This window comes from Thalassotalea agariperforans (genome assembly GCF_053470345.1).
In genome coordinates this window covers 14,902-38,200 of sequence record NZ_JBQMWH010000021.1, presented here as the reverse complement: position 1 = coordinate 38,200, position 23,299 = coordinate 14,902, and the positions used below count along the sequence as shown (strand labels likewise).

General features: G+C 37.5%; 18 protein-coding genes. 13 read left to right on the top strand and 5 right to left on the bottom strand.

Annotated elements, in window-relative coordinates; all coding sequences use genetic code 11:
* Window positions 1-274: 274 nt before the first annotated feature.
* The gene (locus tag ACSLUO_RS16920; protein ID WP_448250356.1) at window positions 275-1,840 is read right to left on the bottom strand and encodes a cation:proton antiporter domain-containing protein; all 1,566 of its coding nucleotides are present in this window, start codon (window positions 1,838-1,840) and stop codon (window positions 275-277) included.
* Window positions 1,841-2,464, bottom strand: a complete 624-nt coding sequence (locus ACSLUO_RS16915) for an arylesterase (RefSeq protein WP_448250354.1) — start codon at window positions 2,462-2,464, stop codon at window positions 1,841-1,843. It lies immediately after the preceding gene.
* Here ACSLUO_RS16915 and ACSLUO_RS16910 point away from each other — a divergent pair.
* From ACSLUO_RS16910 to ACSLUO_RS16900, 3 genes are all read left to right on the top strand, one after another.
* Window positions 2,463-3,197 (top strand): ABC transporter ATP-binding protein, encoded by a 735-nt coding sequence (locus ACSLUO_RS16910; RefSeq protein WP_448250352.1) that lies wholly within the window; start codon window positions 2,463-2,465, stop codon window positions 3,195-3,197. The genes ACSLUO_RS16915 and ACSLUO_RS16910 overlap by 2 nt on opposite strands.
* Window positions 3,197-5,725, top strand: a complete 2,529-nt coding sequence (locus tag ACSLUO_RS16905; protein WP_448250350.1) for an ABC transporter permease — start codon at window positions 3,197-3,199, stop codon at window positions 5,723-5,725. The genes ACSLUO_RS16910 and ACSLUO_RS16905 overlap by 1 nt, the downstream gene beginning before the upstream one ends.
* A gap of 94 nt (window positions 5,726-5,819) precedes the next feature.
* Window positions 5,820-6,893, top strand: coding sequence for an AI-2E family transporter (locus ACSLUO_RS16900; protein WP_448250348.1), 1,074 nt, complete (start codon window positions 5,820-5,822; stop codon window positions 6,891-6,893).
* Window positions 6,894-6,994: 101 nt separating this feature from the next.
* Here the strand turns inward: ACSLUO_RS16900 and ACSLUO_RS16895 are convergent, their stop codons facing one another.
* Genes ACSLUO_RS16895 through ACSLUO_RS16885 form a run of 3 tightly spaced genes read right to left on the bottom strand, consistent with a single transcriptional unit; the run spans window position 6,995 to window position 8,305 of the window.
* Entirely contained in the window at window positions 6,995-7,411 is a 417-nt protein-coding gene (locus ACSLUO_RS16895) for a lysozyme inhibitor LprI family protein (RefSeq protein ID WP_448250346.1), read from the bottom strand.
* A gap of 15 nt (window positions 7,412-7,426) precedes the next feature.
* Window positions 7,427-7,729, bottom strand: a complete 303-nt coding sequence (locus ACSLUO_RS16890; RefSeq protein WP_448250344.1) for a YciI family protein — start codon at window positions 7,727-7,729, stop codon at window positions 7,427-7,429.
* A 3-nt stretch (window positions 7,730-7,732) separates the two neighbouring features.
* Window positions 7,733-8,305: a septation protein A gene (locus tag ACSLUO_RS16885; protein WP_448250342.1), complete on the bottom strand. Its 573-nt coding sequence runs from the start codon at window positions 8,303-8,305 to the stop codon at window positions 7,733-7,735.
* Between the two features lie 242 nt (window positions 8,306-8,547).
* On the opposite strand from ACSLUO_RS16885, the gene ACSLUO_RS16880 reads away from it, so the two are divergent.
* The 10 genes from ACSLUO_RS16880 (at window position 8,548) to ACSLUO_RS16835 (ending at window position 23,249) form a co-directional block, all read left to right on the top strand.
* Complete coding sequence (locus tag ACSLUO_RS16880) at window positions 8,548-8,829, top strand: hypothetical protein (RefSeq protein ID WP_448250340.1); 282 nt, start codon at window positions 8,548-8,550, stop codon at window positions 8,827-8,829.
* 19 nt (window positions 8,830-8,848) lie between these two features.
* Entirely contained in the window at window positions 8,849-9,511 is a 663-nt protein-coding gene (proQ, locus tag ACSLUO_RS16875) for an RNA chaperone ProQ (protein ID WP_448250339.1), read from the top strand.
* A gap of 13 nt (window positions 9,512-9,524) precedes the next feature.
* Window positions 9,525-11,558: a carboxy terminal-processing peptidase gene (gene prc / locus ACSLUO_RS16870; RefSeq protein ID WP_448250337.1), complete on the top strand. Its 2,034-nt coding sequence runs from the start codon at window positions 9,525-9,527 to the stop codon at window positions 11,556-11,558.
* Between the two features lie 120 nt (window positions 11,559-11,678).
* The gene (nhaC, locus tag ACSLUO_RS16865; protein ID WP_448250335.1) at window positions 11,679-13,139 is read left to right on the top strand and encodes a Na+/H+ antiporter NhaC; all 1,461 of its coding nucleotides are present in this window, start codon (window positions 11,679-11,681) and stop codon (window positions 13,137-13,139) included.
* Between the two features lie 57 nt (window positions 13,140-13,196).
* Complete coding sequence (gene pepN, locus ACSLUO_RS16860) at window positions 13,197-15,758, top strand: aminopeptidase N (RefSeq protein ID WP_448250333.1); 2,562 nt, start codon at window positions 13,197-13,199, stop codon at window positions 15,756-15,758.
* A gap of 127 nt (window positions 15,759-15,885) precedes the next feature.
* Window positions 15,886-16,107, top strand: a complete 222-nt coding sequence (locus ACSLUO_RS16855; protein ID WP_448250332.1) for a DUF2835 domain-containing protein — start codon at window positions 15,886-15,888, stop codon at window positions 16,105-16,107.
* A 314-nt stretch (window positions 16,108-16,421) separates the two neighbouring features.
* Window positions 16,422-18,470, top strand: a complete 2,049-nt coding sequence (locus tag ACSLUO_RS16850; RefSeq protein ID WP_448250331.1) for a DUF1302 domain-containing protein — start codon at window positions 16,422-16,424, stop codon at window positions 18,468-18,470.
* A gap of 10 nt (window positions 18,471-18,480) precedes the next feature.
* Window positions 18,481-19,845 (top strand): DUF1329 domain-containing protein, encoded by a 1,365-nt coding sequence (locus tag ACSLUO_RS16845; RefSeq protein ID WP_448250329.1) that lies wholly within the window; start codon window positions 18,481-18,483, stop codon window positions 19,843-19,845.
* A 61-nt stretch (window positions 19,846-19,906) separates the two neighbouring features.
* Window positions 19,907-20,926 carry a WD40/YVTN/BNR-like repeat-containing protein gene (locus ACSLUO_RS16840; RefSeq protein WP_448250327.1) on the top strand — a complete coding sequence of 340 codons (1,020 nt, stop codon included), beginning with the start codon at window positions 19,907-19,909 and terminating at the stop codon, window positions 20,924-20,926.
* A 1-nt stretch (window position 20,927) separates the two neighbouring features.
* Window positions 20,928-23,249: an efflux RND transporter permease subunit gene (locus ACSLUO_RS16835; RefSeq protein ID WP_448250326.1), complete on the top strand. Its 2,322-nt coding sequence runs from the start codon at window positions 20,928-20,930 to the stop codon at window positions 23,247-23,249.
* Window positions 23,250-23,299: the final 50 nt, after the last annotated feature.

Here is a 23,299-nt window from a genome sequence, read left to right as displayed (position 1 = left end):
AAGTGTTGTCGCTAACTCAGTTTCTAAACGCATAAAAAATCCGGTATTAAATATTGATACCGGATTTTGAACTATGTAGAAGATCGGTCAATGGATCGTTAAATATTTCTTAACTGATCGGCATTACTTGCCTCTAAGCCTTTAAATTCTCGCTAAGCGAGCACTTTCTTATACGGATTGGTATACAATCTACTTAAATTTAAGTACAAATAAAAGCCAGTCACTGTGAGTACAATGACTGGCTGTTATATTAATGGCATAGTTAATTTTTAGGTTATTTAATTAACGCGATACTTTCATCGGCAAAACCAACACCGGCTTCAGTATAAAAGTTAAAAACTTTATCTATACCTAGCGCTTCTAGTTCAGCTGTTTCATCATCATAACGAGCAATCGCGGCAATTTTACCTTTGTAATTGGTTTTTCTGATGATGGAAGTGACATTGACACTGTCTTGTAATGTCGGCAATGCAAGCATGATCAGTTTGATGTGCTCTAAATTAATATCTTCCCAAAAGTAAGCATCTTCGGCATCACCTAAATAAGTATCAATGCCCATTGCTTTTAAGCTATCTACTTTATCTTTTTCCGCGTCCATTCCCCATACTTTTTCTTTGCTATGTTCAGTCATTGCACGATGAGCACCCATACCAACACGTCCCATTCCTACGATCACGATAGGGGTGTAACTTGGTAATAAAATGTCGTCTTCTGGTAATTTTTCTTCTCGTTCATATTGCTTGAAAAAGTCCTTATAACGAGTGAAAAAGCGATGCGAGAACTTATATATCACACTCGTAAGGACAAAAGATAAAGAAACCGCAAGGGCTAAAATAACTAACCATTGCTCAGTGATCCAACTGGCTTTAACACTTATCGCAGCCACAATTAAACCAAACTCACTGAAGTTACTTAAAATTAACGCGGTTAGATACGAGGTTCGACAGCGTAATTTTAACGCACTAAATAAACTAAAAAAGAAAACAAACTTAATAGGAATTAACACTAACACCATCAACAGTGCTAACACGAACATATCAAGAGTTGGTAGGGCAACAAAACCAATTGATAAAAAGAAACCAATTAAAAAGATATCTTTAAAACTCAATAATGATTTGGTTATTTCAGTGGCTTTCGGATGACTTGCTAATAACATTCCTCCGATCAACGCACCTAAATCGCCTTTCATCTTCACTAGTTCAAATAACTCAAAGCTACCTAAAGCTAAGAAGAAACCAGCAAGTGGAATTAATTCACCGTGTCCAGCTTTATCAACTAATTTAAAAATAAACGGTCGGATAAAGAATAAGCCGATCAATGAAAAGGCCCAAATGCTTGGAATTTTACCGGTAGCAAGTACTAAAAAGGCAACGGCAATAATATCTTGCATAACCAAAATACCAATTGACAGTTTACCGTGCCTTGTTTTCATTTCACCTTGTTCTTCAAGTAATTTAACGACACAAACGGTACTACTAAAACTTAAAGCGAAAACAATAACCGCAGAAGATAATAGCGTTAGATCGGTAAAATAAGGTAACGCGAATAAAATTAATATTTTGAAAGATATAACGCCTGAAATCACCCAAAAAGTGCTGTGAGCCAGACAACTTAACCACACTTCAGGTTTGAGCAAATCTTTAATATTTAACTTTAAACCGATAGTAAATAACATCAAGGTGATGCCTAAATCGGCTAACGTTTTTAAACTATCATCAGCGGTGTAACCTAAAAAATTTAGAATAAAACCGGCAAGCAAAAAACCAATCGACGGTGGTAAGGTCAAACTTTTAGCGGCAAAACCACAAACAAAAGCAAATAAAACCCAAATAAATTCCATTTAATTGTCCTCAACTAAGTTGTGCAATTGTTTTTCCATGATATCCACTATCAATGGCTGCGCCATGACATTAGGATGAATGCCGTCTTTTTGCATTAATTGTGGCTGAACGGCAATATCTTCAATAAAAAAAGGCAGGAGAGGCACATTCTCATCATCGCTTACTTGTTTAAAGGTATTGGTAAATAATTGATTATATTTTGCGCCATAATTTGGCGGTATTTTAATTTGCATAATGGCAATTGGGATATTTTTTTCTTTAGCTAATGCGATCATTTGTAACAAGTTGTTTTTTATTATTTTAGGAGGAAAGCCCCGCAGGCCGTCATTTCCGCCTAACTCTATGACTAAATAGTCGATTTTACCTTGCGATAAAATTTTAGGTAAACGCGCTAAGCCACCGGCGGTGGTTTCACCACTAATACTGGCGTTAATTATGTGATATGGTAAATTTTTCTCGCTAAAGCGTTGGTTTAATAGATGAATCCAGCCTTGTTGCTGTTTCATGCCATAACTGGCACTTAAACTATCGCCTAAAATAACGATGGATTTAGCGGGGGCGGCACAGGCATTTTGCGCCCATAACCAAACAAACACGACAACAAGAAACGATTTTTTTATCATGAAATTAAATTCCGAACATATTTTGAAAGTGACCTCTGTTAATAAAGAAGTCCAGATGAATGCAAAAAGCTTAACTATTTTGCAGAATATTGATTTAGAAGTAAATGCAGGATCAACATTAGCTATTGTTGGTGCATCGGGATCAGGTAAGTCTACCTTACTTTCATTGATAGCGGGATTAGATTTACCAAGCTCGGGTGAAATATTTCTCAAAGGTAAACCATTACATCAAATGGATGAAGAGCAGCGTAGTGAAATGCGGGCATTGCATGTTGGTTTTATCTTTCAGCAATTTTTATTGGTAAACAGCTTAACGGCGCTAGAAAATGTCATGTTACCGGCAGAGCTAGCCAATATGCCTAATGCGAAAGCAAAAGCTTTGGCGTTATTAGCTAAAGTTGATTTATCTGATCGAGCGGATCATTTTCCTTCACAACTTTCAGGTGGTGAGCAACAACGGGTAGCAATTGCGCGCGCTTTTATTAGTGAACCCGATATTTTATTTGCCGATGAACCAACGGGTAATTTAGATACAGTAACCGGTCAGCATATTGCAAATTTGTTGTTTGATATTCATCAGCAACAAGGGACAACCTTAGTATTAGTTACTCATGACAACCAGTTAGCGGCACGTTGTCAGCGACAAGTTAAGATGGCCTCTGGGCAATTAACTGAAATGACTGAGCAAACAGCTCAGTTAGATACAACATCGAATATTGTGGAAAATGTCTAATGCCAATGTGGATGCAACATTCGTTTCGGCTGTTACAGCACGAGCTTAAACGTGGCGAACTGACAATAATTGCGTTAGCTATCATTCTGTCAGTGTCGTCAGTTTTTTCATTAACCGGCTTTTCAAGCCAAATACGAGCGAGTTTAATACAAAACTCAACTAAATTTATTGCCGCAGATGCTATTTTAAAAGCGTCGCGCCCCATTGATGAAGCCTTTTTAACGCAAGCCAGTAAACAGAATGTGCAGTATGTTCAACAAGTTGAAATGGCGTCTATGGTGTTTGCTGACGACGAGATGTTATTGATACAGCTCAAAGCAAGCTCTGTTGGCTATCCACTGCGTGGTGAGTTATTGGTTCGTAAAACCAAACAAGGGCAGCCTGAGCGTGTTTCAACGCCAGAGCCTGGGCATATTTGGTTAGATAAAAAAGCTTTGCCTCAATTAGCCCTAGAGATTGGCGACGAGGTTGAGTTAGGTAACCTAACGGTGACTGTAGCGGGTATTATTGAACAACTTCCTGATGCCTCATTTAGTGTCTTTACGTCAGCGCCAGTGGTTATTTTAGCGTTAGAGGACTTAGCGGCAACCGAATTGGTTCAACCGGGGAGTAGAGTCGGCTATCGTTATTTATTTGCCAGCGACGAAGATCAACTTAAAAGCTTTGAAACGTGGTTAAAACCCCAATTAAATGAAACTCAACATTGGCAAGACATAAAGTCAGGTAATTCACCACTGGCTAAAGCGTTAAATCGTGCCGAGCAATATTTATCACTTGGCAGTATGTTAGGGATTATTCTAGCGGCTGTGGCTGTCGCTGTTGCGAGTAGACGTTATGGTCAGCGTCATCAGGCAAGTGTTGCCATTTTTAAAGCGATGGGCGCGAGTAAAAGCCATATTAACAAAATGGTTTGTTTGCATTGGAGTTTGTTATGTTTATTCAGCATCAGCATCGGCCTCATTTTGGGCTTGGGACTATTAAAACTTGGCCTTTGGGCGATAAATGATATTTTTGAAATAACCACGACAGATCATTATGGTTACCCACTTTTAGTTGCGATAACAACGGGGATTATTTGTGCTACGGCCTTTGCACTTCAGCCATTAAAGTCATTAACTTCTACTTCACCTATGATGATATTACGTGGTAGTGATATCTTTAAAAATAGCTCTATTTGGTCAAATATTATTGCGGTAACCGCAGTTTTTGCTTTATTAACACTGTTTAGCAAAAATGCCATGTTAAGTGCCGCTTTATTGGCGGGCTCATTAATTGTGGCGGGTATTTTATTATTGCTTGCCCATGGTTTAATGAAACTTGGCCGTCAAGTTGGTAGCCAAGCGGGTAAGTCATGGCATTTGGCTCTTGCTAATGTTAAAAGGCGAGCCAGTGAAAATGGCATTCAATTGATCAGTTTCACCGTAGCGATAAATTTATTATTGATCATTTTAGTGATGAAAAATTCAATTATTGATGAATGGCAAGCTCAGCTACCTAGTGACGCCGCTAATCGCTTTTTGATTAATGTCAGTGAGAGTCAGCGACCAGCTATTGAAGAATTTTTTGCTGAACACGATATTGTTTCGAGTGGTTTATTTTCTGTTGTTCGTGGCAGATTAGCGGCTATTAATGATGAACAGGTTAAACGCAAGGTTTCTAAGGAAGAAGAAACCGAGGCTGATAATGGCCGGCGCGGGGTTGGCCGAGAGCTTAATTTAACTTGGCGAGCTAGCCTACCTAACGGTAATAAAGTGGTTGCTGGTAAATGGTGGGATGAGAGGCCTGCAAACAAGTTAGCCGAGCAAGATAATGAAAATCACTTGGTCTCGATTGAGCAATCGTTGGCTGAACGACTCAATATTGTCTTAGGTGATAAGTTATTATTTACTTTAGGCAATGAAGAAATTTCTGTCACGGTCAGTAGCATTCGTGAAGTGAATTGGCAAACAATGCAGCCCAACTTTTTTATGATTTTTCACCCAGCAGTATTGGCCGATTTTCCTGCTACTTACATTAGTGCTATTCATATTAAAGACGAGAAAAAACAAGCGTTACAGCAGTTTTTATCACTTTATCCGACGATTAGCATGTTAGATGTGGAAGCGATGATCAATCAATTACGTGAGGTCATAGCACAAGTGTCTGTTGCTATTCAGTTTATTCTTGTTTTAGTGGTGCTTGCAGGCTGCTTAGTATTAATTGCACAAGTTCAAGCGAGTATGGAAGAGCGTGAACGTGAATTAGCGATTTTAAGAACCTTAGGGGCTAAAGGTAGAATACTTACCATGAGTATTTTTTATGAATTTTTAGTGTTAGGGGCGTTAGCCGGTTTTATGGCGAGCTTAGCAATGGAACTTGCCGTGTATTTATTACAATCACAAGTGTTTAACATGACATTTAATTTTCATTTTTCATACTGGTTGTTAGGCGTTAGCTCTGGTGCTTTGTTTGTTTCGACAATAGGGTTGTTAGCCTGTCGACGTTTATTGAACTTGTCGAGTGTGACTTTGATCCGCCGAACTATGTAAGTTTATTGAAAAATAATGATTAAATTTATTAATTACTTAACGTATAGTTCAGCCATAAAATTGGATCATTATCTTGAAAGGAATGGAGCAAGCTGTGTCTTCTAGCAAAGCAACACAAACTGAAAGTGTGTTAAAAGCCATATTAACCGTAGCGGCACTATTTGTTATTTTTGCCGGTATTAAAACTGCCACCAATATCATAGTGCCATTTTTATTATCGGTATTTATCGCTATAGTTTGTAACCCGTTGGTTAACTATGCTGCGCGTTATAAAATCCCTAAAATTGTGGCAATATTTATTGTTATTGCGGCCTTTGTCAGTGTGGTGCTATCACTTGCTGGCTTAGTAGGTAACTCGTTGGCTAAATTGTCAGAATTATTACCGGTTTATCGTGAACAATTAAAAGGTGAGCTCGCTTGGCTAGTTACTCAATTAGCCAATTATAATATTGAAATATCGCGGGAATTATTAACCGAACATGTTGATCCTGCTGCTGCATTAGGCCTTGCTACTAATATGCTAAGTGGTTTTGGCAATGTTATGGCAAATATGTTTTTGATCATCATTACGGTTATTTTTATGTTATTTGAAGCGCCTATGTTACCGCGAAAAATTCATTTATCTTTAGCTGATCCCGAAATGAGGATGAAACAAATTGATCGCTTTTTAACCTCTGTAAATAATTACTTAGCCATTAAAACTCTAGTCAGCATTGGTACCGGTATGTTGGTGTCATTAATGTTATGGGCAGTTGGCCTAGATTTTTATTTATTGTGGGGCGTGTTAGCCTTTTTATTAAATTATATTCCTAATATCGGCTCTATTATTGCCGCTGTGCCAGCTATGTCTTTAGCCTTATTACAATTGAGTCCGGCAACCGCTGGCTTTATTGGCCTTGGTTATTTATTGATTAATACCTTAATGGGCAATGTCATTGAACCACGTTACTTAGGTCGTGGTTTAGGGCTATCAACGTTAGTGGTGTTTTTATCCTTAATCTTCTGGGGCTGGTTATTAGGAACGGTTGGTATGTTGTTATCAGTACCATTAACAATGATCATTAAAATTGGCTTAGAAAGCTCACAAGAAGGTAAATGGTTTGCTGTTTTACTTTCAGGCGATGATGAAGTTGATGCTAGTGATCAACGAGAAAAGCAGAACAGATAAACAGAGTTAAAAACCGTTAAAAAAAAGGCGTATTTTCAATAGTGAAAATACGCCTTTTTTGTGATTTTTTATTGTTTTTAAATCGCTTTAAGTCTTTGTCCTTAACGACTTAACTCTGATAGTTCTTTACTGCGTGCTTGCGTAAGTTTGATATAACAACTTTTATATGCGCTATCAGCGCCAGTTGCTGGCGATATCTGTAAATACTGCCAGCGACAATTATCTTCTCGATATTTTTCAAAAGCGGTTTGTGAGCGCTTAAAAATGGTTAACGCTGCGCCTCTGCCCGTTTGTTTTTTTAACTCTTCAAGGGTAAATATTTGATTATTTATCCAAGTGGTTAATTCACGTTCGGCATGGGTTTTTACTTGATCTAAACAAGAAGAAAAATCGCTATTTTTTGGAGACAGTTGATCACATTCATCCACCGTAGTGATTTTTTTAGCGGCAATAGGCAAAGAGAGCAATAATGCACAGGTGCTGATAAAAATCCCATTAGTAACATATTTAATCTTCATTAAAACCTATACCTACTATGCTGGTAATACTTTTTTATAAGGTTTTACTATTACTTTTTGGTAAACACCCGCGGCAATATAAGGGTCTGCATCTGCCCAGCTTTGTGCTTGGGTTAAATCGTCAAACTTAGCAATAACGACTGAGCCGGTAAAACCCGCATCGCCAGGGTTTTCACTATCTATGGCAGGACAAGGGCCAGCAACTAATAAACGGCCTTGATCTTGTAATAAAGATAAACGGGCAAGGTGATCTTCTCTAACAGATAAACGTTTACTTAAACTATTGGGGACATCTTCACTAAAAATTACGTAATACATTGATTATTTCTCGTTATTGGTTGGTAATGAATTTTCTTTGTTTGCTTCTTCTTTAGGTAAATATTTATAAAGTGAAGCAACCGAACCAATAGCAAAAACAAACGTCAGTACGGTTAAACCAAAGACTTTAAAGTTTATCCAAGTATCAAGCGGATAGTTGTCGGCAATGTAGATATTTAATAAACCACAAAAGATAAAAAATACTGCCCAAGATAAGTTTAAACGTGACCAAATATGCTCAGGTAAGGTTAAGTTTTCACCAACGAGTTGTTTTAATAAATTTTTCTTAAAGACATAATTACTTACAATAAGTACTAAAGCAAAAATACCGTTAATGATAGTCACTTTCCACTTTAGAAAAGCGTCGTTTTGAAAGAAAATAGTTAAACCACCAAAAACCGCAATTAAACCAAAAAATATTAAATTACGCTTAGGTACAGGCTGTTTTTTAGCCATGAAATAAATGATTTGTAATGCTGATGTGACAATTAATGAAGCGGTAGCCCAATAAACATCTTGAAACTTATAAAAAACAAAAAAGATAACCAGTGGTAAATATTCAAATAAGGCGTGCATAGATACTAATTCATGAAAAATAAGCTCGATTCTACCTAAAGAACACCTTGAGTAAAAGCTAAAGCCGGTAAAAATTGTATAAAGTTTAGCGATATTTTTTCACGAAAAAAGCGTATCTGAGTATTAGATAAACGATAAATGTTATAAACTGGTAAATATCGACGATATAACCGCGATAACACTTTAAAAGTATCTACTTTCAAGGTATGTTATGCGCTTTCTAGCCTTATGTGTTTTGAAAAATGAAAGAGTTTGTAGTTATACACGATTATCTCGTCTCAGAAAGTGTTGTTGGAGATTGGGAAGGGCAGGAAGAAATTGTTGCCGAAAAATTAAATGAGATTTATCACACGCTATATGATCTTGCCGAAGAAGATATAGTAACCGATGAACTTGAACGAATTTTAGAGCAGGTATGGCATGTCTGGATTGGCCAAGATGTTTTACCTGAATTAGAAAGTGATGATATTTATGACTGGTGTCGAAACGTTTTAGACAACCGTGATCAATATCTAGAAGATTAATTTATTGAAAGTAGTATTTATGGAAACTGAAACTAAAGCACTTACCACAAAAGAAATTATTGCCTTATTAGCGAAAAAATTTCCTGCGTGTTTTTCTACTGAAGGCCAAGCAAAAGCTTTAAAAGTAGGTATTTTTCAAGAAATTGCTGAGCAATTAACTGAAGAAGATAATGTAAGCAAAACTCGTTTAAGACAAGCTTTGCGTCATTACACCAGTAGTTGGCGTTATTTAAAGTCAATTAAGTTAGGCGCTCCTCGTGTTGACTTAACTGGTGAAAAGGTAGCTGAAATAGATCAAGAACAAGCGGATCATGCAGCGCAAACACTGAAAGAAAGCCAAGAAAAATTTGGTCATAAAGTACAGAACAAAAATGCCAATGGCGCGAAAGAGCAAAAAGCGAATCCAGATGCTGCTAAAAAAACAGCAGCGAAAAAGCATAATAAATTTAAAAATGTTAAATCCTCTAAAGCTGATAACAATGCAAGCAAAAAACCAGCTAAACCTGCTGTTGAGCTTAAGCCAGTAGCACAAGGTGAAATTGTTGTTGGTGCTAAAGTTAAAGTGAAATTTGGTAACGCACCAATGGAAGCGGTTATTACTGAAATTGCCGGCAGTGATGTTCAGGTACAGTTAGCTTCAGGTATGGTGATTAAAACACAAGTTGAAAAGTTATTTAGTTAATGGAGTGATTTGCATGCATAAATTTGGTCGTATAGCGTTAGCTATTTCACTTGCAGTTTGTTCAGTACAGTTGGTAAATGCCTTTGAAAACACAAAGTCGGATGCCATTCCTGTTCTGGAACCAGAAAGTCAACACATAGCATCTAGTAAACGGATAACGGCGCAATTTACGCGTGCTCATTTTAAAAAAATTAATATTGACGATGAATTATCTAGTCAGATTTTTGATCGTTACATCAAACAACTTGATTACAATCGCAATGTTTTTTTAGCATCCGACATTGAAAGTTTAAGTAAATATCGACAAGACTTTGATTCGGTAGTTGCTCGTGGCAAATTAGATATTGCCTATGAGATTTATAATTTAAATGTTAAGCGTAGAATAGAACGTTTTGAATATGCTTTAACGTTATTAGAGAAGCCATTTGACTTTACGGTTGACGAAGAATATTTGTTTGATCGTGAAGAACAACCTTGGCCAAAAGATGTTAAAGAACTTGATGAACTTTGGCGTTTAAAAGTTAAATACGACGTTTTAAGTTTGTTATTAGCTAAAAAAGAATGGCCAAAAATTCAAGAAACCTTAACTAAACGTTATAAATATGCAATTAAGCGTATTAAACAAAGCGAAAGCGAAGATGTTTTTCAAATGGTGATGAACAGCTTTGCTCGGGTTGTTGAACCTCATACCTCATATTTATCCCCTAAAAATGCGGAACGTTTCCAAATGGAAATGAACCTGTCATTAGAAGGCATAGGTGCTGTACTTAGAGCAGAAGAAGATTACACAGTTATTCAAAGTGTGGTTACCGGTGGTCCTGCGGAAAAATCTAAACAATTAAAACCTAAAGATAGAATTGTTGGTGTTGCCCAAGCAAAAGGTGAATTTGAAGATGTTGTTGGCTGGCGTTTAGATGATGTGGTTGACTTGATCAAAGGGCCAAAAGGCACCGAAGTACGTTTACAAATTCTATCAGGCGAATCTGATTCTGACACCAACTTAAAAGTGGTTTCCATCATTCGAGATAAAATTAAACTAGAAGACCGTGCCGCAAAGTCTGAAATTTATTTAGAAAAAACATCAGATGGCCAGCAGCGTAAATTAGGTGTTATTGATATTCCAAGTTTTTACAATAACTTATCAAGAGATGTAAAAAAGGAAATTGCTAAGCTTAAAAGCGAAGGTGTTGAAGGCATTATTGTTGATTTACGTGGCAATGGTGGTGGTTCATTAACTGAAGCGACCTTATTAACGGGCTTGTTCATTGATAAAGGGCCGGTTGTTCAAGTATTAAATCAGAAAAAACAAGTGGAAGTTCAACGTGATGTTGATGGTTTAACTTATTATGATGGACCATTAACGGTAATGGTTGATCGTTATAGCGCTTCTGCTTCTGAGATTTTTTCAGCAGCATTACAAGATTATGGCCGTGCGGTTATTGTTGGTGAGCATACCTTTGGTAAAGGGACTGTACAGCAGCATCGTCCTTTAGGCCGGGTTTATGATTTATATTCAAACCCATTAGGTAGTATTCAATTTACCATTGCAAAATTTTACCGTATTAATGGCGGTAGTACTCAGCATCGTGGTGTTATTCCTGATATTGCTTTCCCATCAGCGATCGCGCCAGAAGATTGGGGTGAAAGCAAAGAAGAGAATGCTTTACCTTGGGATCAAATTCCTAAAGCGAGCTATAGCCCGTTAGGAAATTTACAGAATGATTTGAAATATCTTGAGTCACTGCACCAAGAGCGGATTAAACACAATACCGAGTTTTCTTACTTGCTAGAAGATATTAAAACGTATCAAGCAGAAAAAGATGATAAAACCGTTTCTCTTAATCTTAAAAAACGACAAGAAAAACGTGAAGAGCGTAAAGCAAAACAATTACTTCGTGCTAATGCAAGATTAGCGGTATTAGGTAAAGAGCCGGTTAAATCGCTAGATGATTTACCGGAAGATTTAGAAGAATTAGATCCGTTTTTAGATGAAACGGCTAAAATTACTTTTGACCTTGTTGCTTTAGGTAAAGTCGCTAAAAAGTAAAATATCAAAATAAACCGTCTTCTATGACGGTTTATTTTACTTGTTTAGTTCATTTCCTATTTAACCCGAGTTCAGGTTATTTAGTTAAATAAAATGAGCTTAAGCTAGGATATCTTATATATGAATCAGCAGAAGGTTACCTCCAATAAAGCACCAACCTTAGTGCAAGCCTCCATTCCGATTATTTTCTTGATATTTTTATTAGCCATGGCGGTTAATTTCTTTGGTGATAATTCTTCTTATGGGCCTAATCAAATCGCCTTAATGTTGAGCATGGGCTTAGCGATCATTATTGGTTTAAAAAATGGTTTTAGCTGGGCCGATATTGAAAAAGCGATCATCCATGGTATTTCACTATCTATGGGGGCTATTTTAATTTTATTAGCCGTTGGTGCATTAATTGGCACTTGGCTGTTATCGGGCACAGTGCCCACCATGATCTATTATGGTTTACAGATTTTAAATCCTGATTGGTTTTATGCTGCTGCTTGTGTGATTTGTGGCATTGTTGCTATGAGCATTGGTAGCTCATGGACTACCGCAGCCACTATTGGTGTTGCGTTAATTGGTATCTCACAAGGCTTAGAGTTATCGGCACCGATCACCGCCGGTGCAGTTATTTCTGGCGCTTATTTTGGTGATAAAATTTCGCCTTTATCTGAAACAACTAATTTAGCACCTGCGGTGGCTGGTAGTGAGCTATTTGACCATATAAAATATATGTTATGGACGACTATTCCCTCTATCTCAACGGCATTGTTGCTTTTTTTAGTATTAGGTTTTTCTGAAAGTACCAGCGCATCAAACAATGCCATTGCGGATCTTAATCAAGCGTTAGCTATGCAATTTAATTTAAGCGTTTGGAACTTAATTCCTTTAGTGATTTTGTTAGCTTTAGCAATTAAAAAAACACCTGCGTTTCCGGCGGTTGCTATTGGCGCATTAATTGGCGCGCTCTGGGCATTTATTTTTCAGCAAGAATTGATCTTGCGGTTAGCTGGCGAAAATGTTGATTTACTTACCGCCAATATTACGGTTATTTGGACCGCGCTTTTTGATGGTGTGATCATCGAAACAAACCAGCCTGAACTAAATGACTTATTAAGTGGTGGCGGTATGTCGAGTATGCTTAATACTGTGTGGTTAATTATGTGCGCTTTAAGCTTTGGTGCAGTGCTAGAACATTTAGGCATGTTACGAAAATTTGTTGAGTCTATTTTAAAAACAGTAAAGTCAGTTGGTAGCTTAATTACAAGCACGGTACTTACTTGTATTGGAACGAATGTGATGACAGCAGATCAGTATATTGCGATTGTGATGCCTGGTCGCATGTTTAAAGAAGAATATCAACGCCGCGGTTTACATCCCGTTGTACTAAGTAGAACCTTAGAAGATTCAGGTACTATTACTTCGCCACTAATTCCTTGGAATACTTGTGGTGCTTACATGTATAGTGTTTTATTAGTTAACCCACTTGATTATATTTTTTACTGCTTTTTTAATTTAATTAACCCTGTGTTAGCTATTGTGTATGGTTTTATCGGGTTTAATATTAAAAAACTCGTAAGCTTTAAAAAATAGTATAAAATTTTTAATTTATCTTTTTCTTACAATATAGCCTTTAAGTGATTTTATTTTATGACTGAATTTACCCCACGTTATCTCAAAGATTATCAAGCACCAGAAGTTGCCATTAAAACCGTTGATTTAACTTTTGCATTAGCTGACGCTAAAACAGTGGTTACTAATAAAATGCAAATTGATAACTTAGCCGGTGTAACTCGTTTAGTTATGGATGGTGAGCAGCTGAACTTATTATCTATTGAGATTAATGGTCTAGTGTTATCGGAAAGTGAATACAGCATTTCAGATGAAAATATAGAAATTACTGTACCAACTGGGTCATTTGAATTACTGATTCAAACACAAATATCACCTGTAGATAATACCGCGTTAGAAGGCTTATATAAATCAGGTGACGCTTACTGTACCCAATGTGAAGCTGAAGGTTTTAGACGCATAACCTATTATCTTGATCGCCCTGATGTATTAGCGGTATTCACGACTAAAATTATTGCTGATAAAGCGGCTTTTCCTTATTTATTATCTAATGGTAATAAAATTGATGCCGGTGACTTAGCTGACAATCAGCATTTTGTTACTTGGCATGATCCTCATCCTAAACCGTGTTATTTATTTGCTTTAGTCGCAGGTGACTTTGATTTATTAAGTGATCAATACACCACCTGCTCAGGCAAAAATGTCGCGCTTGAGATTTTTGTTGATAAAGGTAATAAGCACAAAGCTATTCATGCCATGGAGTCGTTAAAACATTCAATGAAGTGGGATGAAGATACCTTTGGCTTGGAATACGACCTAGACATTTACATGATTGTAGCGGTTGATTTTTTCAACATGGGAGCTATGGAAAATAAAGGATTGAATGTTTTTAATAGTAAGTTTGTGTTGGCAGATGAACAATCAGCAACAGACACTGACTACTTTAATATTGAAGCGGTGATTGCACATGAATACTTCCATAATTGGACAGGTAACCGAGTAACGTGTCGAGATTGGTTTCAATTAAGTTTAAAAGAAGGGTTAACGGTTTTTCGCGATCAACAATTCAGTGCTGATTTAAATTCAGCTGCCGTAACTCGCATTCAAAATGTACGCGTATTACGTTCACAACAGTTTGCTGAAGACGCGGGGCCAATGGCGCACCCGATCCGTCCTGAAAAAGTGATCGAAATGAATAACTTTTATACCTTAACAGTATATGAGAAAGGTGCAGAGGTTATTCGTATGCTCCATACCTTGTTAGGCAAAGAAAAATTCCGTGCCGGTATGGACTTATATTTTGAACGCTTTGATGGTATGGCGGTTACTTGTGATGACTTTGTTAATGCGATGGCTGATGCGGCGAATATTGATTTAAGTCAATTTAAAGCTTGGTATAGTCAAGCTGGCACACCTTTGTTAATTGTCTCTGAAAGTTTTGACCAAAACACAGGAACTTACAGCTTAACGGTTAAACAAAGTCATCAAGCAACAGCAGGGCAGCCAGAAAAAGTTAATTTACATATACCGATAAAAATTGAGCTGTTAGCGGCGCAAGCAGCTGCAAATCCTCGACTGTTAGAACTTAAAGCAGAGCAACAAACTTGGCAGTTTAATGGCTTTACGCAAAAGCCAACGGTTGCTTTTTTGGCGGATTTATCAGCGCCAGTAAAAGTTGATTTTGCCCAAACAGATGTTGAACTTGAACAGATCATGGTATCAGCACAAGATGAATTTTGTCGTTGGGATGCAGGACAAAAACTGTTCTTTCGTTACATTAAACAGCTGATCGAAAACCCTGAGTTTAACTTACCAAATAGCTTGTTAACGGCCTTTGCTAATATTCTTCAATCAGATATTGATCCTGCGCTTATTGCCGAACAATTGGCTTTACCTAGCTTTGATGAAATTGCCGATAACTTAACCGAAGTTGATCCCGATGTGGTGTTACATGCGCTTAAAACCTTAAAGCACTTTTTAGCGCAAGGTTTGGCTGATAGCTTGTTAAGCTGCTATCAACAATGCATAAAAAGTCAGGACGTTGGCAAAATTGCTGTTGCCAATAGAGCTTTAAAAAATACTTGTTTAGCCTATTTAGCGGTATTACCTGAAAATAGTAAATTAGTGCATGAACAATATCAGCAAGCTGAAAACATGACAGATGCACTTGCTGCATTAACGGCATCGGCACAACAGAACTTAGCAAATTTTGATGACCAGCTTTCGCATTTTGAAAAACGTTGGTACGACACTACACTTGTTATGGATAAGTGGTTCTCTATTAACGCTATGCATAACAGTGATGCTATTTTTGAGCGTTTAGCTAAGTTGTTATCACACCCATTATTTAGCTTGCATAATCCAAATAGAGCGCGTTCGTTAATAGGTGCTTTTATGATGCATAATCCTAAGTACTTCCATTGTAAATCAGGTAAAGGTTATCAGTTTTTAACGGATCATATTATCGAGCTAAATACGCTAAATCCGCAGGTAGCGTCTCGATTAATTACGCCATTATTGGCATTTAAACGATATGAGCCAGCAAGACAAGCGTTGTTGCAACAACATTTAATGACACTTGCCAGTTTGCCTAACTTATCGCGCGATTTAAAAGAAAAAGTGACTGCCGCGTTAAGCTAATTAACCGAAGCTCACTAATACAACCTCGCTGTGCTATTTCAGCGAGGTTGTCAGCACGGGTTAATTGAAGTTAAGCGTTGATTTATTTGAAGGTAAAGTTAACGATTAAAATTCAATAGATAGACTTATGATTAAAGAATTTTATTTTACAATTTCCTTAACATCGGAAGAATTTTTACCTTATTACCATGGCCACTTTGATTCTATTCAGGTAGTGACTACCCAAGGTATTAAGGTGAGGTTTCCTGCTATGCATTTAAGAAAATTTGTCACTATGGCAGGAATTCATGGCAAATTCTTATTAATTACGGAAAATAATAAATTTAAATCTATGACAAAACTGTCTTGAATAGAGTTAATGCTTTAAACGCTGGTTAGACCTCAAACCATTAAGTTTTTTCTTGCTAATTAGTTGCTAGCACCGAGAAATAGCCGTTTCTTGCGTACAGCTAATTTTATGCTTCTCCTAGTTTTAAACACACGTTTAATATATCGTAAAAAAATAACCTGATAAATCTGGTAAATGTATTATTATAAAAGGTATTAAGGTGTTTTTTTAGCGCTTGATAGTTATTTAGAATGATGCAATTATTGTTTAAATAGCTGTTAACTAGCATTAGTGCTAACTATAATTATTATGTTTCTGCTCGGGGGATAAATCGTATGAAGTGTCGTTTTAATAAAACGTTTGCGATAAAGCCATTAACCAAAATGGTATCTGTGGCGATAATATCAATGGCATCAAGCCAAGCATTATCTGCAAACTTTCAATTAGGTGATGTTGATATTAGTTTCGACTCTACTTTTAGTTTAGGCACAAGCTGGCGAGTGGAAGATAGAGACTGGTCAAACAGAGTTGGTAAAGCTAACAACCCACAAAATGGTTTTGATTTTTCAGGCTTTGATGCCGCGTTTCCTTCACCATCTAATACCGATGTTTGGGATGGTGCCGGTAGTTATTCAACTAATGGCGATAACGGTAATTTAAATTATAATGCCGGTGAAGCTTTCTCTACTATTTTTAAAGGCTCTCATGACTTAGATATTCGCTATGATAATATCGGTTTATTCGTGCGTGGCATGTATTACTATGATTTTGAAATGAGTGATTCTGACAGAGCATGGACTAACCCTGTTTCGGGCTTGAATAATGATCCCTGTCGAGATAATGAAGCAAGCCAGCAAGTTTGTCGTGATATTCGTTTATTAGATGCTTATGTTTATGGTGACTTTTATCTTGACGATATGCCACTAACAATCAAAGTTGGCCAACAAGTTATTAGTTGGGGGGAGAGCTCACTTATTTCTCATGGTATCAGTGAATTAAACCCGGTTGATATTGCACGCCTTAGAGCGCCAGGCTCTGAACTTAAAGAAGCTTTTATACCTTATGGAGCTATTTGGGGATCTTTAGGGGTTACCGATACCTTCAGTATTGAAGCGTTTTACCAATACAGCTGGGAAAAAACCATTTTACCAGCACCAGGGAGTTATTTTTCTAATAATGACTTTGCCGGTGATGGTGGCCAATACGCTAATGTGCAATTAGGTTTTGCTGGCGGTCCTGATATGGATCTCGATTATTTATTGACTGAGCTAAACTCTTTAGGGGATGGTATTCGTGCGGGGTTAGATCCTGCCATCGCGGGACAATTATACCTTGCTTACCCAACCCAATTAACCCTTCGTGCGCCAGGCAAGTTAGCTGAAAATGAGCCTGATGATGGTGGTCAATATGGTTTACGTTTATCTTGGTATTTACCTGAATTAAATGACACTGAAATCAGTGCTTATTACATGAATTACCATAGCCGTCGTCCGGTATTTTCAGGTAAAACAGCTAATTTTACCCCGAGTGTTGTTGCGGCAGATGTGGCTATGATAGCCGCGGGTAAAATAACCGAGCAAAATTATTATCAACTGGGCAGTTTTTCACAAGTAGAGCTTGATTACGTTGAAGATATTAAGTTGTACGCTTTAAGCTTTAATACCGTTGTTGGTGAAACATCGGTGGCAGGGGAGTTAACTTATCGCCAAGATGAGCCTTTACAAATTGATGATGTTGAATTGTTATTTGCTGCTATGCCGCAGCAATTAGCTAATACAGGTCATCCTGACTATGCCGCATTTGATGGTATTTCACAAATGGATGTTTTTGAACCTGGCTCGAATGCCGAAGGTTTTGTTTTATCAGATACCGTACAAGCACAGTTTACTTTAACCCACTTATTTGGCCCAAGTTTAGGCGCAAGTCAATTAACGGGCTTAATTGAAGTAGGTGGTATTAATATTCAAGATATGCCAGATCCTGATGTTTTACGGTTAAATGGCCCAGGTACTGATCGCAATGGTGGTATTGCTGGCAAAGCTGGGTTAGAACTTGCCATTCAAGATGGTGTTGAAACAAACCCATTCCCAGATGAATTTGCTTGGGGTTATCGTGCGGTAGCAAAACTGGATTATAACAATGTTTTTGCTGGTATTAACGTCACGCCGCGGGTTGTTTTCTCTCATGATGTTTCTGGTACAACGCCAGATCCTCTATTTTTATTTATCGAAAAACGTAAGTCTGTTTCTATGGGCGTAACGTTTGATTATCAAAGTCGTTGGTCTGCTGATGTCAGTTATAACGGCTTTTGGGATGGTGTAGGCACGACTAACCAAATGGAAGATCGTGATTATGTTTCTCTCAGCATTAAGTATTCTATCTAAGGGTTATACAATGAAAAAATTAACATTATTATCATTCGCTATATCAGTTGTCGTGATAGGAACTTCAGCAACGGCTAAAGTAACACCGGAACAAGCAAAAGCTTTATCAGCCGAGTTAACCCCATTAGGTGCTGTCAAAGCGGCTAATGCTGATGGTTCTATACCCGCGTGGACGGGGGGCATTACTGAGCCACCAGCCGGTTACACTGTAGGGGATCATCATTTAGATCCTTATGCACAAGATAAAATTTTATACACCATTGACAGCAAAAACGTTGCCAAATACCAAGCATTATTAACACCAGGACAAATTAAGTTATTTGAAACTTACCCTGATACTTACAAAATGAATGTCTATCAAACACACCGTAGTGCTTCATTTCCTGAACATGTCTATCAAGCAGCTATTGATAACGCCACCTCTGCCGAGTTAACAGAAGGTGGTAATGGCATTACTAAGGCTGCCGTCGGTGTACCATTTCCTATCCCAGCAAATGGTTTAGAAGCGATTTGGAATCATATTTTACGCTACCGTGGTGAGAAAATTACCCGACAGGGTGGACAAGCGGCACCAACTGCCAGCGGTGATTACACTTTTGTTGGTTTTGATGATCAAATGATGCTGCCATACAATGTAAAAGGCGCACAAGCTAGTGAATTAGAGCAAAACAATATTTTGTTTAAGTTCAAACAAAGTGTAACAGAGCCAGCACGTTTAGCGGGTACAGCATTGTTAGTTTACGACACAATGGATCAAATTAAAAAACCACGCCAAGCTTGGACATATAACACTGGCCAGCGCCGAGTAAGACGTGCACCTAATGTTGCTTATGATGCACCAGGGACAGCAGCTGATGGTTTAAGAACAACTGACGATTTTGATATGTTTAATGGCGCACCGGATCGTTACACATGGGAATTAAAAGGCAAAAAAGAATTATTAATTCCTTATAATGATTACCGTTTACATAGCGATAAATTAACATATGATGATATCATCAAAGCAGGCCATATTAATCCTGAACATGTGCGTTATGAAAAACATCGTGTTTGGGTAGTTGAAGCTAATTTAAAAGATAATATCCGCCATACCTATAAAAAGCGTGTCTTCTTTTTAGATGAAGATAGCTGGCAAATTGCCATCACGGATATTTACGATAATCGTGATGAATTATATCGAGTGGGTGTTGCACATGGCTTAAATTATTATGAATTACCAGCACAATGGTCTACGCTTGAGGTGTTTCATGATTTACAATCTCGTCGGTATATTGCGATGGGATTAGATAACGAAGCATCTATGTATAATTTTTCTGCCGATTTAGATGAGCGCTCTTTTACTCCTTCAGCATTAAGCCGAGAAGGACGTCGTTAAAAGCTCATTTTTTAGCCGGCAGCAATGTTGTCGGCTTTATTCCCCTTTAAATAGGTTTTGCATGTTTCAAATATTTTCTATATCTCTTTTTTTATCCTCCATTTTATTTAGTTTCTGTTCATATGCTAACAGTCAAACGTCAACTTCATGGCAAGCGCCTTTAGCAGCTCAATCGTTATTATTAGATATTGAAGTAATTGACGATAATAAATTGGTTGCGGTTGGTGAATACGGCCATATTTTATTATCAACCGATGGTAAAAAGTGGCAACAAGCGCAAGTGCCATCACAAGCTACCTTGACGTCGGTATACTTTTTAAATAGCCGCTTAGGTTGGGCTGTCGGTCATGATGCGACCATATTACATAGTCAAGATGGTGGAGTTTCATGGCAGGTTCAACTGTTTTTACCTCAGTTAGAAAAACCGCTTTTTGATATTGCTTTTAAGGATGAACAAAATGGTATTGCCATTGGCTCATACGGTTTGTTTTTTCGTACCCTCGATGGTGGAAAAACATGGCAAAGTGAATTTCATGATGAATTTTTACATCCTGACGATGTTGATTACCTAAAAGAGTTAAAACTTGATGATGAAGAAGCTTATTTAGATGCAAGAAAAAGCATGCTACCGCATTTTAACCGGATAGAAGTTGATGGCCGTACTTTGTATTTAGTAGGGGAAATGGGGCTTATTGCTAAAAGTAATGATTTTGGCGTTAAGTGGCAAAAGCTAGATGATATTTATCACGGTTCATTTTTTGATATTGCTCGCACTCAACAAGGCAATTTAATTGTTAGTGGTTTACGTGGTCATATTTTCCGTAGTCAAAAAAATGGAACGCCTTGGGATCAAGTTAACAGTAATACTACCGCGTTATTAAATTCGATTGTCTTGGGAGACAATAATGAAATTTATCTGTTGGGTAATAATGGAGTTATTTTGAAAAGTACTGATGATGCGCAAACCTTTACTAAACATATTCAAGCTGATGGCAAGTCGTTAATTGATGGTGTTTGGTTTGATCAGCAGCTGATCATCGTTTCTGATATTGGCATTAAACACATCTCACTGTTGAAATAATATGATTAATTTAGAAAGACTTATTACCCGTTGTGAATTGGCTTTATTTCGCCATCGCTTAATTGCGTTATTTTTATTTGTTGTTGTCACCGTATTTCTGACTTTTCAAGCCAGCCAAATTAAATTAGATGCCTCGTTTACTAAAAATATTCCGCTTAATCATAGTTACATGCAAACGTATTTAAAACACCGTGAAAATTTTGGTGGGGCAAATAATGTATTGATATCCATTTGTGATAATGGCGGTAATATTTTTAATGCTGATTTTTTCACTGCTCTAAAAGGTGTGCATGATCAATTATTTTTTATTCCGGGTGTTAACCGTATTCAAGTAAAGTCATTATTTTCACCTGACACACGTTTTGTCGAAGTTGTTGAAGATGGTTTTGCTGGTGGCCCTGTGATCCCTGCTGATTTTCAACCAACTGCACAAGGCTTAAGTATTGTAAAAGGCAATATTGAAAAGGCAGACATTGTTGGCCGCATTGTTGCTGATGATTACTCTTGTGCCATGGTAACAACCTCGTTAATGGATATAGATCCACAAACGGGGGATAAACTTGACACCATTGCTGTTGCCCAACAATTAGAAAACGACATTCGAAAAAAATATGAAAGCGAGCAATTCAGTCTTCATATTATTGGCTTTAGTAAAATGGTTGGTGATGTTGCTGAAGGTGCCAAAGGAGTTGTGGTATTTTTTGCTATTGCGATTGCCATAACAACCTTGATGGTGTTTTGGTTTTGCCGCTCTATTAAGCTGACTGTGTTACCGATTGTTTGCTCGTTAATTTCTGTGATTTGGCAAATGGGCATGTTGTCATTTATTGGCTTTGGTTTAGATCCTATGTCGATATTAGTGCCATTTTTGATTTTTGCCATTGGTGTTAGTCATGGTGTGCAAATGATCAATGGCATCAAGAAAAATGTGAATAAAGGCTTTAGCGCAAAAGAAGCAGCACAACTGAGTTTTAGAGCCTTATTATTGCCTGGTGTTGTGGCTTTATTATCTGACACGGTTGGCTTTTTAACCTTGTTGTCGATTGATATTGGTATTATTCGAGAGTTAGCGATCACTGCTTCTTTAGGTGTAGCGATGATTATTTTAACCAATCTGATTTTATTGCCGATATTGGTGTCATTTTTATCGTTAACTTCCAAAAAAACACCGCAAGTAAAAAATACGCCTTCTAGTTTTTGGTCAGCAATGGCGGTTTGTGCAACCCCTAATGTTGCTGCGTTTATTTTACTTGTGACGGCCGCCTTATTTGTCAGTGGTTGGCATTATTCTCAAAATATGAAAATAGGGGAGTTACATGCTGGCGCACCGGCTTTACATGAAGACTCACGTTATAATTTAGATACTGCGTTAATTACCGATAAATTTGCTATTACCGTTGATTATATCTCAGTGATTGTCGAATCATTTCCTGATGCTTGTACTTACCACGAAACCTTAGACACCATTGATCAGTTTCAATGGCGATTAAATAACGTTGAAGGTGTGGAATCGGCGATAAGCTTAAGCTCAGTCGCTAAAATTGTAAATGCAGGTTATAACGAAGGTAACCCTAAATGGCGCGTATTATCACGTAATCAACAAGCATTAGTGCAATCTATTGCCCGAGTACCAACGGCAAGTGGCTTATTAAATAACAATTGTAGTGTGATGCCGGTGATTTTATTTTTACAAGATCACAAGGCTGAAACGATCAGACGAGTTGTTGAACAAGTTAAATTGGTGGGCGCAGAATTAGGCTCAGATAAATTACAGTTTAAATTAGCTTCTGGCCCAGTGGGGGTGATGGCTGCCACTAATGAAGCGGTAGAAGCGGCACAAATGCCAATGTTATTATATGTTTATGGCGCAGTTATCTTGCTGTGTTTAATAAGCTTTAGAAGCTTAAGAGCAACTATTTCCGTTGTATTACCTTTATTTGTGGTATCAACCTTAGCGCAATGGTTAATGACGGTACTTAATATTGGTTTAACGGTTTCTACGCTACCTGTGATTGCTTTAGGAGTAGGTATTGGGGTTGATTATGGTATTTATATCTTATCTACCATGAGTAACCGTTTAAGCGAAGGCGACAGCGTTTTTGATGCTTATCGTGCGGCGCTAGAAGAGCGTGGTAGCGCTGTGTTAATTACCGGTGTTACTTTAGCAATTGGTGTTTCGACGTGGTTTTTCTCAGATTTAAAATTTCAAGTAGATATGGGCATCATGTTAACGTTTATGTTTTTAGTAAACATGCTTGCCGCCGTGATAGTACTACCGGCACTTGCTTGTTTTTTATGGCGAAAACCTAAAACAACCACTTAAACTCTATTACATACCGAACATACGACCTGAACATTTCTACTTGTTTTGAA

Bases quoted from the DNA above. Each gene is read 5' to 3' on its own strand.
- ACSLUO_RS16920 (WP_448250356.1), bottom strand. From the start codon at position 1,840: ATGGAATTTATTTGGGTTTTATTTGCTTTTGTTTGTGGTTTTGCCGCT.
- ACSLUO_RS16840 (WP_448250327.1), top strand. From the start codon at position 19,907: ATGTTTCAAATATTTTCTATATCTCTTTTTTTATCCTCCATTTTATTT.
- ACSLUO_RS16835 (WP_448250326.1), top strand. From the start codon at position 20,928: ATGATTAATTTAGAAAGACTTATTACCCGTTGTGAATTGGCTTTATTT.
- ACSLUO_RS16885 (WP_448250342.1), bottom strand. From the start codon at position 8,305: ATGCACGCCTTATTTGAATATTTACCACTGGTTATCTTTTTTGTTTTT.
- ACSLUO_RS16915 (WP_448250354.1), bottom strand. From the start codon at position 2,464: ATGATAAAAAAATCGTTTCTTGTTGTCGTGTTTGTTTGGTTATGGGCG.
- ACSLUO_RS16910 (WP_448250352.1), top strand. From the start codon at position 2,463: ATGAAATTAAATTCCGAACATATTTTGAAAGTGACCTCTGTTAATAAA.
- ACSLUO_RS16850 (WP_448250331.1), top strand. From the start codon at position 16,422: ATGAAGTGTCGTTTTAATAAAACGTTTGCGATAAAGCCATTAACCAAA.
- ACSLUO_RS16845 (WP_448250329.1), top strand. From the start codon at position 18,481: ATGAAAAAATTAACATTATTATCATTCGCTATATCAGTTGTCGTGATA.
- ACSLUO_RS16880 (WP_448250340.1), top strand. From the start codon at position 8,548: ATGAAAGAGTTTGTAGTTATACACGATTATCTCGTCTCAGAAAGTGTT.
- ACSLUO_RS16905 (WP_448250350.1), top strand. From the start codon at position 3,197: ATGCCAATGTGGATGCAACATTCGTTTCGGCTGTTACAGCACGAGCTT.
- ACSLUO_RS16855 (WP_448250332.1), top strand. From the start codon at position 15,886: ATGATTAAAGAATTTTATTTTACAATTTCCTTAACATCGGAAGAATTT.
- proQ (WP_448250339.1), top strand. From the start codon at position 8,849: ATGGAAACTGAAACTAAAGCACTTACCACAAAAGAAATTATTGCCTTA.
- ACSLUO_RS16895 (WP_448250346.1), bottom strand. From the start codon at position 7,411: ATGAAGATTAAATATGTTACTAATGGGATTTTTATCAGCACCTGTGCA.
- pepN (WP_448250333.1), top strand. From the start codon at position 13,197: ATGACTGAATTTACCCCACGTTATCTCAAAGATTATCAAGCACCAGAA.
- ACSLUO_RS16890 (WP_448250344.1), bottom strand. From the start codon at position 7,729: ATGTATTACGTAATTTTTAGTGAAGATGTCCCCAATAGTTTAAGTAAA.
- nhaC (WP_448250335.1), top strand. From the start codon at position 11,679: ATGAATCAGCAGAAGGTTACCTCCAATAAAGCACCAACCTTAGTGCAA.
- prc (WP_448250337.1), top strand. From the start codon at position 9,525: ATGCATAAATTTGGTCGTATAGCGTTAGCTATTTCACTTGCAGTTTGT.